This is a genomic window from uncultured Capnocytophaga sp. (genome assembly GCF_963525585.1).
Lineage (GTDB): Bacteria > Bacteroidota > Bacteroidia > Flavobacteriales > Flavobacteriaceae > Capnocytophaga.
The window spans coordinates 50,238-64,198 of sequence record NZ_CAURLX010000001.1 but is presented as its reverse complement, the minus strand read 5'-3'; the positions used below and the strand labels follow the sequence as shown (position 1 = coordinate 64,198).

The following is a 13,961-nucleotide window of genomic DNA, read 5'->3' as shown; positions in this document are numbered from 1 at the left end:
TGGAAACACTAGAATTTTGCAGAGAATAATTTAGGGTTGATGTTAAGGCTACACCAGAGCCAATCTTGATAACCACGAGCTTGACTAACACCTTTAAGAGCTTCCAAATGTTTATTACTAAAGTAAGTAGAATATCCTACTTGTAGGCTTACAAAAGGCTGTACTTTAAGGTTATATACAAGGTCTATTTCGTTGCCTAAGCTACGACGTTTGTTGCTATTAGCATCTGCCATTTTTCCTGCAGAAGAAAAATGATGATAAGTAGCTGATAAATTACTCTTTTCATTGATGCGTACATTAGCGCTTAGGTATGGATTAATAAGCCCTACAGAAGGAGAGAAGCTTACATAATAGTAATCCATAAATCCGTAGAACTTATGGTTTGTGCCACTAAAAGGATTGAAAGCTTTATCAGTAGTTGAAGTACCGCTACTATCATTTCCACTAAGATAGTCAAGACCTGCATTTAGAGAAAAATCCGGAGAGAACTTGTAGCCTGCATTCACGGCAAGTAGGTAAGCTCCTTTAGTTGTTCCATTAACATTTTTACCTGTTTGTACATAACCAGAGAAACCATACTTCCAATCAGCAGCTGCTCCTATATAATGTACTCCAAAGGTCTGCATATCATAGGTTTTCTGAGCAGTATCATTTCTGAAACCTAGGTTGCTAAATAGGAAAGAAAGCTGTGTTGCTTTTGAGAAAGCATAATGAGCGTGAAGGGTTTCCATATGCTGATAAGGTTGTGCATTGGAAGAAACAAAATGTTGTCCTTTGGGGCTATTAATGTTTATAACTCGAGTTCCATCTAAATAGTTTTGATTAAAAGCAAAGAAGCTTCTGATTTGTAAATTTTCATTAGGATTCCAATTGATATTTAAAGCATCGTGGCTTCTTCCTGCAGGATGCCAGTCTAGAGAACCAAAGATACGGTCATCATCAAGAGCTATCATCTGCCTACCTACTTTGGCTGAAAATTTATCAGCTAATGGGAAAACTGCATAAGCCTCAAATACAGAAAGTCCACCTGTCTTATCTGTTACTTGTATCTGTGGTGCTTGCCCCCAGATGTTCACATTTTGTAAAGAAAGATGCACTCCTAACGGGTAATTACCTGTACTTGCATAATCAAAATTCAGGCGCGTACGGTTATTTACCAAAATAGAAGGCTCATCTCCTTTAGAAAGAGGTAAGTAAGCTCCATTACGATACTCAAAGCGAGGACGTAGCTGAGCTGATACTTCAAATGTATGTAACTTTTCTTCCTCTATTTTAGGGGTTTCTTCTTGCGCTATAACGTTCTGTGTCACGAAAATAGCGGTTCCTGCTAAGGCAAGGGATAAAAAATGTCTGTCCATAAGTCTAGATGTTTTTAAAATTTTAGTTTTAAGACTACAAATATAAGAAAAAAACTTTAATTTTTCGCAATAAAAACAAAAAAATAATAGAGGAGGAATAATTTTTATTTATTTCAAAAAAATACTTTACCTTTGCCTCCTATAAATCTAATTTTTTAATAAAAAGTTTTTTACAGATGAAAAAGTATTTACTTTTATCCATCCTTTCCTTAGGGCTAGCCTCTTGTGGAAAGGATAAAGAAGAGATAGTGGTAGATAATCCTACCTCTGCAGACATCACTTTCTCTATCGATGGGAAAGAATACCAGCTTAAAGCCAATTCCTTCGAAGAATTAGAGCTTAATGTAGGGAATCATACCCTTAAAACACCTCAAGGAGAGGAAGTTAGTTTTGAATATGCCAAAGGTCAAGGAGGTTCTATTATCAATCCTACCAATACCAAATATGTACTAGTAGCAGAGAATTATTCAGATATTCCTATTGAACAGAATCATATGTACAAGCTTCTTTTTAAGGATTTTACCCTTGATGGAGATGTGTATTATGGACCCTTTGAAGCAGTAGAAGGTTACTTTATTCCTCACACAGAAGGAAAACCTTGGCGTTATGGGCTTAATGAGGAGTTTCCAGAGAGCATCACGGTTACTGATAATGGTTCCAAAATGAACCTTACTTATAAGAAGATATTCAGACCTGCTGAGTTCAAAAAAGAATATCAGGATCTTATTGTAGAAGAATAAAAAAAGCAAAGATGTTCTATACCGTTTCAAACCAATATATTCCCTATAAGGAGATTACCACTTTCGACCTTGTATGTCCTCTTATAGGAAAGAAGGAGGCGATGCGCCTTGTCCTACACCAGTTATTAGCAGTAACTCCTCTTACAAAGGTGTATCATAAAAAGCCTTTTGGGGTATTCTATAGGGCTTCCGATAAAAAAGATATTCCAACCTCTAAATGGACACCTGAGATGGAGGCGTTTTTTGAGCAACAGAAATCAATAAGTCCTGTTCCTAACAAAGGCTGGAAAGTTACTCTCTGGGGAAAGATATTTTTAGGGATTGTTCTGCTAGTCCTAATGGCTATTATCTGGGCAATATTCAAGGAAGTAGTACTAGAACCTCGTAAGAAGCAAGAAGCCTTTACAGAACTTACTAAGCTACCACTTGTAGGGGAGCAATATAAAGTAGATGTTCCCATCAAGAGGTATGATGAAAAAGGGAAAGTAACAGCTATAGGGCATACAGGAGCTTGGGTAGAGGTTCTGGAAGTGACTCCTGATAGTATCTGTAAGCTTTTGCCTATAGAAAACTTACCAGAGGGAACTCGAGCAGAAGATTATGTATTAGAACAACTGGATGCTGCAGGTACTTTCCACGGCAAGTTCAAGGTACTAGATCAAGACAGAATCACATTTGAAATTCAAGGTATCCAGGGCGGGTTCCAAGTCCGTACCTATGGAAATATAGAAAATGTAAAACGTAAAAAGGAATAAAATATGTCAGACGAAAAATTTATTGAAAGAAGTATGTATGGAGGTAAGGGAGATAAAAATCCTAAAAAACCTCTTATTATAGCTATCCTTATTGCAATATTTGTCATTGGAGTAGGAATATGGCAATACTTTGAAATTACTCGTTGGGAGCAAGAAGGAGGAACTATTGAGATGAACCGGCTTATTAACTTCATCTATGATATAGCAGGAGCTATAGGAGTGCTTCTTTTCTTTGTTGCTTTTGGGGTTTTTATGCTTTTCTCAGGTTATAATAGCTATAAAAATAAAAAAGGAGAATAGAATCCTTAGGATAAAATGAAAGAGGCTATCAGCAAAGGGATAGTCTCTTTTTTATTCTAGTAGCCAAGATTCGTCTGCTTTCCTCTTCCATAGGATATGCTATTTCTGTGATACTAGTAACCATTTCAGAGATTTTTTCAAGATAGTTTATTAAAATAAGAATATCAGGGCTTTTGATTATCTATATTTTTGAAAGTACTCATTGATAAGTCTTTCTAATTCTTCAAAAGAGATTTGTAGTTCACTATTGTCCATATAGATACCATCAAATCCTTTTTGCAGGTCTTTGTCCTTAATTCTACCTATGTATTTTTGAGGATCTTTGAGTTTGATATGGATAAGTACTCCATAGAACTTTTTCCTCTCTATAGAGGCTATATCGCTCCAAGGAATCCGTCCTACCTCCTTGCCTAGGGTGTTGGTATGACTTTCCAAGTATTCAGGAGTAAGGATAACCCCCTCATTACTCTTTCTAAGGGCTATAAGATCTTTTGTAAATTGGTATAATAGGTAAAAACCTCCTGCCAATAATCCTAAGGATATCCCTAAGAGAGATATTCGTATCTTATGAGCGGATAGAGTAAGAACAATTAACCCTATTGCGATAGGAATCAATAGGATAGAGAAAAACAGATATTTGATTTTTTTCTTTGTGCTAAAAGGAATAATCATTGATTTTGAGTTTTGTTAAGTATTAAATATTTTACCCCTCGATAGTAGCCTCTTTGAGATTGCCGCTGAGGTTGCCATATACGGTAATAGCGTGCCCCCAGAACATATCGTCATCGTCAAAATAGATACAGAAACGCTCATCATCAAAGAGAACTAACTCTGTTATACTCATACGCTCAGCAAAGTGCTTAGGAGTAATCTCAGGAGCATTGGCATCTTCTTCTTTTTGCCATTTGTTGGCTAAAGTTGTGAGCTTTTCTGCAGCAAAGGTTTTGAGATGTTCTATCCACGCTTTGAAGTTAGCAAGGGCTGTTTGCCTAAAAAGGTTTAGGAGTTCTTTTAGTTTTTCGATATCATCGGTATGAACATTTAGTGAAAGCCCATCTTTTTCCTCCTGGTAATACATTCCTCCTTCGAAACTGCCGTATATTTTGTTCAACTCCAGCGAAAAATCATCGTCTTCATAGGTTACTTCGGTATTATATTCTTCTAAAATAGCCTCAAAACGAGGTTCTGTTACATTCTCCTCTACTATTTCGACCAACATAAATGTGTGTTGGAAAACTTTAGAAGCGTTTTCGGGTTTTATAGGGCGTACTTTTAGGCGAAATGCCTTTTGTGCCTGAAAGAAATGTTTCCAATCTTTTTCAACAAGCCATTCTATGCGAGTGTTTTTATAAAAAAGTTCTCCTGTTTCTACATCTATGTAAGCTAAAGGATCGTTAGAAGGCACCCAAGCTCCGTTATAATAACTTGCTCCATTAGTAGGTGTTTCGATAAGGGCTATGATTTCCTTTTCTTCGGGGAGAAACTTATCTGAGAATTTTTGTGTGATTTCTGGGTTCATAGTTGTAATTCATTATAATTAGGGGTTAATTTTTAAATTCTAAAAACTAACCCCCTGAAATTCATTACTAACTCACTATATTGATAATCCTATTAGGCACTACAATTACCTTTTTAGGGGTGTTGCCTTGTAGCTGTTCTGCGGTTTGAGGATCGGCAAGGATGGCTTGCTCTATCTCGGCAGGAGTCATACTGGTAGCATAAGCGCGTTTGAAGCGTACTTTGCCATTGAACGATACGGGATATTCCTTGCTGTCCTCTTGCAAATACTTGTCCTCGTGTACGGGATAAGGGATAAACGCCACGCTTTCGGTGTTTCCAAGCCTTTTCCAAAGCTCTTCAGCGATATGTGGAGCAAAGGGAGCTACCAATACCGCAAGAGGCGCTAAAACGTCTCTATGGTGGCATTTTAGCGATGATAACTCATTCACGCATATCATAAACTGACTCACTGAAGTATTGAAGGAGAAATTCTCAATATCTTCATTTACCTTTTTAATCGTTTTATGCAGTGCTTTGAGCATCTCGGGTGTAGGGGCTTCATCGGTTACTTGCCAACCATTGTCATTGAAATACAAACGCCATAGCTTGCGCAAGAAGTTGTATACCCCCGAAATACCTGCTGTGTTCCAAGGTTTAGCTTGTTCCAAAGGTCCTAAGAACATTTCGTACAAACGCAATGTATCAGCTCCATATTGTTCGCAAATATCATCAGGGTTTACCACATTGTATTTAGATTTTGACATTTTTTCGACTTCGCGCCCTGTGATATACTTGCCGTCTTCTTCTAAGATAAATTCAGCATTAGCAAATTCTTTACGCCACGCCTTAAATTTATCAATATCTAATTCATCAGAAGTATCTTTGAGGAGAGAAACATCTACGTGGATAGGTTGGATAATAGTATTAATTATTTTTCCTGAGAGTTTTTTCATAAACTCCACCCATTGAGGATATTTAGGGAAAATCTTCTCTAATAAAACAATCGCCAACTTATCATCCTTGAATTTCTTTGAAACAAATATAGGAGGAAAGTTATTAGATGAAAGCTCTTTTACTTCAACTAAATTCACTTCATTACCTTGCTCATCTTTCACTTCCCATAACACTCGGTATGCAAAGGCACTCATACCCAATATCATCCCCTGATTAATCAGTTTTTTGAAAGGCTCTTCAGTAGGGGCAAAACCGCGATCTTTGAGGAATTTGTTCCAGAAACGAGAGTATAACAAGTGTCCTGTGGCGTGTTCGCTACCTCCTACGTAGAGGTCTACGTTTTGCCAGTAGTCTACTACGGCTTTGGTAGGGAAGGTTCCACGTGCGTCTTTTTCCATCATATATTCCAACCAATACCAAGAAGAGCCTGCCCAACCTGGCATAGTGTTCAATTCTAACGGGAATACCGTTTGGTTATCAATAAGCTCATTGCTCACTACCTTATGGTTTACAGTATCCCACGCCCAAGTGGTCGCATTGCCCAACGGTGGGTTGCCCTCTTCGGTAGGGAGGTATTTCTCTACTTCAGGCAGATGAATAGGCAAATAAGCTTCCCCTATCATCTGTGGCAAGCCGTTTTTATAGTATACAGGGAAAGGTTCGCCCCAATAACGCTGACGTGAAAAGACAGCATCACGGAGACGGTAATTCACTTTGGCTTTGCCTGCGCCCTTAGCTTCTAAGGCTTCTAGCACTTTGGCTACTGCCTCGCTAAAGTTAGTGCAACCATTGAGAATGTCAGAGTTTTGGTAAGTCATTCCCTCTTTGTCGGTAAAGGCGTTTTCTGAAATATCTTTATCGAAAATGTTAATCACTTCGGGCATTCCTTTGGCGCCCTTGAAGTGTTTAGCAAAGGCATAATCGCGGTCGTCACCAGCAGGCACTGCCATTACAGCCCCTGTACCATAGCTTGCCAATACATAATCGCCTATCCAAATAGGGATTTGCTTGCCGGTAAGTGGGTGCACGGCATACGCCCCTGTGAAAGCTCCTGATACGGTTTTGGTATCCGCCATACGGTCGCGCTCTGAACGTTTGGCAGTAGCTGCTATATAAGCCTCTACCTCAGCACGTTGCTCCTCAGTAGTGATTTGCAATACTAAGGGGTGTTCAGGGGCAAGGGTAAGGTAAGTAACACCGAAGAGGGTATCGGGGCGAGTGGTGAAGACCTCAACTTTGTGCTCGCCGGAGGCGAGCACAAAGTTGATAGAGGCTCCTACTGATTTTCCTATCCAGTTGCGTTGGCTTTCTTTGATGCTCTCACTCCAATCGATGGTGTCTAAACCTTGCAAGAGGCGTTCGGCATAGGCGGTGATGCGCATACTCCATTGAGTCATCTTCTTGCGAATTACAGGGTGACCCCCACGCTCGGATACGCCATTGACGATTTCATCGTTGGCGAGTACAGTACCTAAGGCAGGACACCAGTTTACTTCGGTTTCTGCCAAGTAGGTAAGTCGGTATTTGAGGAGGATTTGTTGTTGTTTTTCTGATGAAAAAGCACGCCACTGTTCCGCAGTGAAGGTGGGGGTATCGTCGTCGCAGGCAGCATTGACCTTGCTATTGCCTTCTGTTTCAAAGAGAGCGATAAGCGTTTCGATAGGCTCTGCCTTGTCGGTTGTGTTGTTATACCACGAGTTGAAGAGTTGTATAAATATCCACTGGGTATGACGATAGTAATCGGGGTCGGAAGTTTTCACCTCGCGACTCCAATCGAATGAAAAGCCTATTTTATCCAACTGCTCGCGGTAACGAGCGATGTTCTGCGCGGTAGTAACCGCAGGGTGTTGCCCTGTTTGGATAGCGTATTGCTCGGCTGGCAGACCAAAGCTATCATAACCCTGAGGGTGCAACACATTGAACCCTTTGTGACGCTTGTAGCGCGCCACGATGTCGCTGGCGATATAGCCCAGCGGATGCCCTACGTGTAAGCCCGCCCCTGAGGGGTAAGGGAACATATCAAGCACGTAGTACTTAGGTTTGGTACTGTCGTTTTGGGCTTTGAAAGTTTGGTGTTTAGCCCAATATTCTTGCCAAAAGGCTTCTATTTCTTTGTGATTATATACCATAGGTGTTAGGTTTCAGGTGTTAGGTATTAGGGTGCAAAGGTAGTAATAATTTGCTAATTATTTAAGCTAATTCTAAAGATACAATCTCTGCTTTTTCTCCATTTTCAGTTTGACAGATGATAGAGATATAGTCAAAGCCATTTCTTTTCACTTCTTCCCAAGAAATAGTTTCTCCATTGATAAGGGTTACTCTATCTTCTTCGTCTACTTCATAATCTTCTTTTTCTTCTTCGTAATCAATAGAATACCCAAAATCTATGTGGATTTTGCAAGGAGCAATATCGTATTTTACCAAAGCTCGTTTTTTAACTTCTTCTGGGTCAAACTCATCGCAAAACATCGCATTATAGCCGTGTCGGTAGCCGTCAAAAAGCAATATTTCTTCGCCTGTTTCTGTGTCTTTGGCTACTATTTTACAAGGGATTTCAACCTCATCAGTATAATAATTTACAATAAAAGGCAGTTTTTCTCCTTTTGCTTCAAATAAATCACCATAATAATACACTTCAAAGAGTGTATTTCCATTTTTCGATTGTATATCCACTGATAGATAATCACCTGATTTTATATTACAAGTATTTTCACTTAGATAGGTAGGAACTTTTTGCATATATAAAATTATTTAAATGTATGTTATATTTTTATTTAAAATCCCACTGTCTTTGGAAAGTTGCTTTTTCAAGAAATTCATCAAAGGTATCAGCTACTAATTCGGTATAAAGGTCATCATATATTACCCACACACTATGATTTTCGGGGTGGAAGAAAAGTATACCACCATCGGAAACACCAAAGGCAAAAGCTGTTTTTAGAACTTCAACTGAAGGAAGTTTGTCTATACTATTACCTTCTATTGATTTGTAGAAAAAGTCTTTTTGTGCAAGTAGTTGATAAGTAGGTATCATCTCTTCACCACGATCATCGGTTTCACGAGTAAGAGAGAAAAAACCTTGTATTACATAAACTCTTTTAGGAAGAGTGGGTTTCTTACGGCGTGCATATTCGTAGAAAAAGTTAGATTTTTCAGGAATAGTAGCAAATAAATCTCGGTAGGATTGGGGAACATTTTGCTCTTGTATATTCATTTTATAATTTTTTTTATTTGTATTCAAAATTATGAAAGATTTATTACTTCACCCTACACCCCGTAGCTTCCGCTGCCTTACAGACGAAATCGTAGAGTGCTTGGGTAAGTTCTGCTTTTTCTGGATATAAAAAATCTTTGGGGTGTGCTACCCCATAAGGCGTTGTAGTATGTGGAGCAAAGTCTGATTTTGCTTCTTTTATCAACTCCTCTTTTAAAGGACTATCGCTGCTTTCAATAGCAGTGAGCAAACAGTTATGAAATTCATCCGTTACCTTGAATACACAATTGTTTTTTGAGGGTTTCACTTTATCTAAATAACAAAATGACCAAAAGCTACACATTATGATATCCGCCTTAGAGAAATCCACGCCGTCCATTCTGTTATCCACTTTTTCTGGCGGAATAATCTCTCCCTTACGCAGGTTTCCTGTCTTTTCTGCTCCGTAAAAAGAGCAGTCGTATAACAGCCCTTCAAAGGTACAGTTTTTCAGATTGGAATACCAAAAAAGCGCTTTGTGGATTTCTCCGCTAAATAGGCAGTTTTCTAACAGTTTGCAGCTATTGAACTTTAAGCGGACATTCTTTTTGATTTGGGTAAATCGGCAGTCTTTTAGTGTAGCCCCTATAAACTCTCCCCATTTGTATTTGCAGCCAGCAAAACTGCACGATAAGAAGGTAGCGCCATTTCCGCAAATAGCATAGGCGCTCAATTGAAACATGCTTTCGTCAAAAATAACGTGGTCTATCACAGGGGTAAAATCGTCTGTTTCTTCAATGGCAAAATACTGCCATACCGAACCCGTAAAATCAGCATAGGATAGGGAGGTATGGAGGGGTTTGGATATGTTTTCCCACATATAGCCATTTCGTAAAGGAACTTGCGCCCTTTCGCCTATGAGCTTAATCCCACGAAAGTCCTGCAAGCCCTCTTCGGTAAGTCCAAAGGGCGATACACTAAGGTTTTGAGTTGTTGCGAGCACCTCTTGTAAAGTGGGATAGATATCCCATCGCTTTTTGAGTTTGATTGATATTGCCATATAACAATGATATTTATAAAAATCTGTAAATCATTATTTTACCGTATAAACTAAGGTTAATTCAAGTAAGTAACTATCGCTTCTCCCCTACTGGCTGCCGTAGCAAAGAAAGATTTAAGTAATTGAAAATGAATATATAATCATTAAAAAGGGCTATAATATATTTTGTATATTCATTATTTAGAATATTCTTCTATTTGTTTAACTAATTTATTAATATTATGTAAATAATTATCACAAAACCAAATATTATCACAGAAACTTAAAGCATTTGTGTTCTGAGAAGCCCCTATAATTAAAGTATTAAACTTATTACCTTTCTGTTTTAGTGCCTCTATTTGAGATACTAACTGAGATCCAATATTACCAAAGATACCATCAGTAATTACTAAAAGGTCTGCGTTCTTATAGTCTTGTTCTTCCATTCTACGAACTGTCTCCTTAATAGCATCAGAAATATCAGTACCCCCAGAGAATGACATCTGCAAAAAATTCACTAATTTAGGAAGTGAGTTCTGAAAATCAGTGAGTTCAAATAGTTTATAGGAGGTAGAAAAAGAAATCAATAAGGCTTTTCTTTTTTCTCTATAAGCTATTTTGACAATGGCAAAAGCTATTAATTTTGCGATTTCTTCAGGTTGTCCATACATAGAACCACTGGTATCAATAGCTAATATAAAAGGTCCTTTATCTTTCTCAGCTTCTGTTTGTCTTTTATCTTCAAATGACTGTTCTTGTTGATAACTCTCTTTACTGATAAACTGATAGGTTTGTAATTTCTTCTCTGAAAACTTCTTATAGAAAATATTTTCAGTCTCTATATCACTAAACAAAGATAGTTCTGTAGGCAGCAAGTGATTGAGGTCATCACTTTCAGTAACTCCTATAAGCTCTGATTTTCCTGAATGATTATACTTAAATTGCTGAGTAATTTTCCAATTGGTGTAAGATTCTTCCTTAATCTCAACTTCTGCTTTCCGATACCTGCCCAATGCTTCTGCTAAGGCTAATAATTCTTTCTTTTGAGTGAGTAATTCTCCATATTTTTGGAGTAGATTAAAGTTTATTTGCTTCCAGTTTCCTTTTGATAAATCCCACAAACGCCCCAAAGAGGTAGTGTCTTCAACAAAAGGAGCCAACAATTCTAAGAATTCCTTAAGCTTTTCAATTTCTTCATAAAGCATCTGTAGGAAATCTTTTCTCAGTTCATCTATAACTTTTATCTCTTCTAATGCTTTTTCTATTTCCGCTTCTTGTTCTATCTCTTTAATAAGCTGTTCTCTTAGTGTATTTTGGTTTTTTTGCTCTATTTTTGCTTTATGGCTTTCAATATCTATTATTTTTTGGTTATATGATGCTAAATCAAAATCTCTTCTACTATAAATAGTTTTTAAAAAGTTTGTAAAAGTATTTGCTTTCCATTCTTTCAAAAAGTCTTGTACAGAAAGTCTTTTTACTATTTCAAAAAGTTTATCTTCCTCTATAGCACTTTGAATATCTTCTTCTCTATCTCTGATTCTAAATACATTAGTATCTATACAAAATTCCCATTTGTTTTGAAACTCCTCTTTTAAGAGCTTATATTGCTCTATTTTAGCACTTTCCTCTACTTTTTCTATAGATTCAAACAATTTTCTATGTTTTTCAATCAAACCTTCAGGCAATTCACTAAAATCATTTTTATTAACTTTCTCTATCAGTTCCTTGTGGGAAGGAAGTTCTATTTTTTCAGTTTCTACAACTATTTTTTCGAGAAGAGCGATGGCTTTTTCAAAAATTTCATCTCTGAGGTGAGGGTGTTCTTTTAAGAGTCTATTAATAGTTTCATCGGCTATAATTTTATTCAAAGAATCTTGATATTTTCTTTCAATAAATGATTTTTCTATAGGAACTACCTGCCAGTTTTTTAAACATTCGGCTATTTGAGTGCGCACGCTCTTATCCGCTATTTTTCCAAAACGAACAAACTTATCTAATATTTCCGATTTAGAGTTTATCATAATCTTCTTTTATTTGAATGATTATAGCTTTTGTTTTTTTACACTCTATAAGAGCTTTATTGACACTTTCTTCTGCTAAGGCAGTAAGTTCTTTGGGTACAAAAAGATTATCTTTTAAGCCTTTTTCATCCTTATTTTTATAGATTTCTATTTCATCTATCACCTCATCTATCTCAGTAAGTAGGTTCTGTACAGTCTTATCCCAATCTGCTATAATTCTCTTATCAGGACGAGAAGTTTCTATAACCTCTTTTGTCTTAGTATCTACTTCTAAATCATACTCAGTATATTTTTCACGATTATAATCATATATATCTTTTAAAAAAATCTTATTTTCAGATTTCTTGACTATATATCCTCTACTATGCCATAGATTTTTATCGTATAAAGTAATTGATATTCTATCAGACTTTATATTGTCAAAATCAGATTTTTCTATGTAAGGATAATTGAATCCTTCAATTTTATAATACTTATCTCCATTTATATCATAAACTTTAGGTACAAAATATTCTACTTTTTTAGTAATTTGAGAGTTATTTTTAATATCTAACTTAAGTTTTTCGATCTGCTCTTCAAAAGCTGTTATATCAAACTTATAGGAATAACCGTGATTTTTGATAGCAATAGTAACCGCTTCTTTTACAAAATCTATTTGTTCTACTTCATCCCAAAGAGTATAAGTTATTAGGAAGCAATCTCCTAAATTGATTTCTTTTCTATCATTCAGAAAAGCTGCTGTTTTGAGAAAACGAACTATTTTCTTCCAACGTCGGTCAGAAATATATATTTTAGCCTTATTTTCTTCTTTTGCATTGTATTCAGCTACACTATATCTAATAAAACTAATGACTCTTAAAACTTCATCAGGAATATTTATAGTATCTATTTCATATTGACATTGATTATATTCTTCTTTGCTGAATTTTAAATCTTCATCTATAGTAGAAGAAATATCAATTGTAGATTTTTTAAGGAAAGCATTGAAATTATCTTCATTAGTAATATTTTCAACGATATACCTAATGATAAACCTATCCCACAAGGCTTCCAATCCTTCTCCTTTTGCAGGCAGTTCATTAGAAGCAGAGATAAGTCCTTTGAGAGGAATATCTATTTCTTGAGTTCCATTACGATATTTTTTTTCATTAATAACTGTTAGCAAAGCATTCTGAATAGAAGGACCTGCTTTCCATATTTCATCTAAGAAAACTACATCAGCAGTGGGGAGATAACTTTGTACCTTACGCTCATATTTATCTTCATTTTTAAGTTTTGAAATGGCAATAGGTCCAAATATCTCGTCAGGAGTACTAAATCTATTCATTAAGTACTCAAATGAAGTTCCATCCTTGAAAATATCTTTCACTCTACGAGAAATAAGACTTTTTGCAACTCCAGGAGGACCTAAAAAGAATATACTTTCTCCTGATAAGGTAGCTAATAGTGCTAATTTGATAGCTTCTTCCCTTTCAAATAAATTTTGATTGAGTTGATGTAGTAATTTATTAATACGTTCTTTCATATTTTATTACAAATTTATCTTTTGTATAGAAAAACTTTTTCATTAATAATATTCAATGGTTCGAAAACTGTGTTCAATACAGTTTTCTTTTTCATTTTCTTTAGTTATCCAATTACCAAAATCATCAAAAGTAGCTTTTGAATACTTCCAAAGGATATTTTTTTGGTAAAAATCAAATGAAAAGATGTCAAAATCATTCATTTCTTTATCTAAAATAGATTTTTTTCCTTTTTTGTAATAAAATTTTTTAGTATTTAATATATTTTCATTATCATCATAAAATATAATATCAAGAATAACCCAATTTTTTTTATAAGAAAATATCTGTTCTTGTTCGATACGATTGCTCATAAGCCAAGTATTTTTCAAGATATTACCTTTTTCATCAAAAGAAGTAATGCAGGTATAAACAGAATATTTTATCGTTTGAGCACAATGTCCTTTATAGAAACCTGTATTAGCTTCTACTTTTTTTACTTTCCCTTTGAGGTCATACTTTTCCCAATCGGTTTGCTGAGCTTGCAAGCTAAAGACAAATGTTAGTGCTATAAAGGGTAAGAATATATTTTTCATAGG

General features: G+C 36.1%; 13 protein-coding genes. 3 read left to right on the top strand and 10 right to left on the bottom strand.

Going from position 1 to position 13,961, the window contains the following annotated elements; genetic code table 11:
* Nucleotides 1–8: 8 nt before the first annotated feature.
* Nucleotides 9–1,358: an alginate export family protein gene (locus tag RYK20_RS00425; protein WP_314894007.1), complete on the bottom strand. Its 1,350-nt coding sequence runs from the start codon at nt 1,356–1,358 to the stop codon at nt 9–11.
* Nucleotides 1,359–1,534: 176 nt separating this feature from the next.
* Here RYK20_RS00425 and RYK20_RS00420 point away from each other — a divergent pair, with 176 nt between their 5' ends.
* Genes RYK20_RS00420 through RYK20_RS00410 form a run of 3 tightly spaced genes read left to right on the top strand, consistent with a single transcriptional unit; the run spans nt 1,535 to nt 3,153 of the window.
* On the top strand, nt 1,535–2,098 hold the full coding sequence (locus RYK20_RS00420; protein WP_314894006.1) for a hypothetical protein: 564 nt from the start codon (nt 1,535–1,537) through the stop codon (nt 2,096–2,098).
* Between the two features lie 11 nt (nt 2,099–2,109).
* Nucleotides 2,110–2,853: a hypothetical protein gene (locus tag RYK20_RS00415; RefSeq protein ID WP_314894005.1), complete on the top strand. Its 744-nt coding sequence runs from the start codon at nt 2,110–2,112 to the stop codon at nt 2,851–2,853.
* A gap of 3 nt (nt 2,854–2,856) precedes the next feature.
* On the top strand, nt 2,857–3,153 hold the full coding sequence (locus RYK20_RS00410) for a hypothetical protein (protein WP_297978638.1): 297 nt from the start codon (nt 2,857–2,859) through the stop codon (nt 3,151–3,153).
* 177 nt (nt 3,154–3,330) lie between these two features.
* Here the strand turns inward: RYK20_RS00410 and RYK20_RS00405 are convergent, their stop codons facing one another.
* The 9 genes from RYK20_RS00405 to RYK20_RS00365 all read right to left on the bottom strand — a co-directional run bounded on the left by RYK20_RS00405 (nt 3,331) and on the right by RYK20_RS00365 (nt 13,958).
* Nucleotides 3,331–3,825 (bottom strand): STM3941 family protein, encoded by a 495-nt coding sequence (locus RYK20_RS00405; protein WP_311456455.1) that lies wholly within the window; start codon nt 3,823–3,825, stop codon nt 3,331–3,333.
* A gap of 31 nt (nt 3,826–3,856) precedes the next feature.
* Nucleotides 3,857–4,672 (bottom strand): DUF2262 domain-containing protein, encoded by an 816-nt coding sequence (locus RYK20_RS00400; RefSeq protein WP_314894004.1) that lies wholly within the window; start codon nt 4,670–4,672, stop codon nt 3,857–3,859.
* Between the two features lie 67 nt (nt 4,673–4,739).
* Complete coding sequence (locus tag RYK20_RS00395) at nt 4,740–7,736, bottom strand: class I tRNA ligase family protein (RefSeq protein WP_314894003.1); 2,997 nt, start codon at nt 7,734–7,736, stop codon at nt 4,740–4,742.
* Nucleotides 7,737–7,797: 61 nt separating this feature from the next.
* Entirely contained in the window at nt 7,798–8,346 is a 549-nt protein-coding gene (locus RYK20_RS00390) for a hypothetical protein (protein WP_314894002.1), read from the bottom strand.
* A gap of 31 nt (nt 8,347–8,377) precedes the next feature.
* The gene (locus RYK20_RS00385) at nt 8,378–8,821 is read right to left on the bottom strand and encodes a hypothetical protein (RefSeq protein WP_314894001.1); all 444 of its coding nucleotides are present in this window, start codon (nt 8,819–8,821) and stop codon (nt 8,378–8,380) included.
* A gap of 43 nt (nt 8,822–8,864) precedes the next feature.
* Nucleotides 8,865–9,860 (bottom strand): pentapeptide repeat-containing protein, encoded by a 996-nt coding sequence (locus tag RYK20_RS00380; protein ID WP_314894000.1) that lies wholly within the window; start codon nt 9,858–9,860, stop codon nt 8,865–8,867.
* Between the two features lie 176 nt (nt 9,861–10,036).
* Entirely contained in the window at nt 10,037–11,860 is a 1,824-nt protein-coding gene (locus RYK20_RS00375) for a VWA domain-containing protein (protein WP_314893999.1), read from the bottom strand.
* On the bottom strand, nt 11,847–13,385 hold the full coding sequence (locus RYK20_RS00370) for an AAA family ATPase (RefSeq protein WP_314893998.1): 1,539 nt from the start codon (nt 13,383–13,385) through the stop codon (nt 11,847–11,849). Before RYK20_RS00370 ends, RYK20_RS00375 begins: the two co-directional genes overlap by 14 nt.
* A 42-nt stretch (nt 13,386–13,427) precedes the next feature.
* The gene (locus RYK20_RS00365; RefSeq protein WP_314893997.1) at nt 13,428–13,958 is read right to left on the bottom strand and encodes a hypothetical protein; all 531 of its coding nucleotides are present in this window, start codon (nt 13,956–13,958) and stop codon (nt 13,428–13,430) included.
* Between the last annotated feature and the right edge of the window lie 3 nt (nt 13,959–13,961).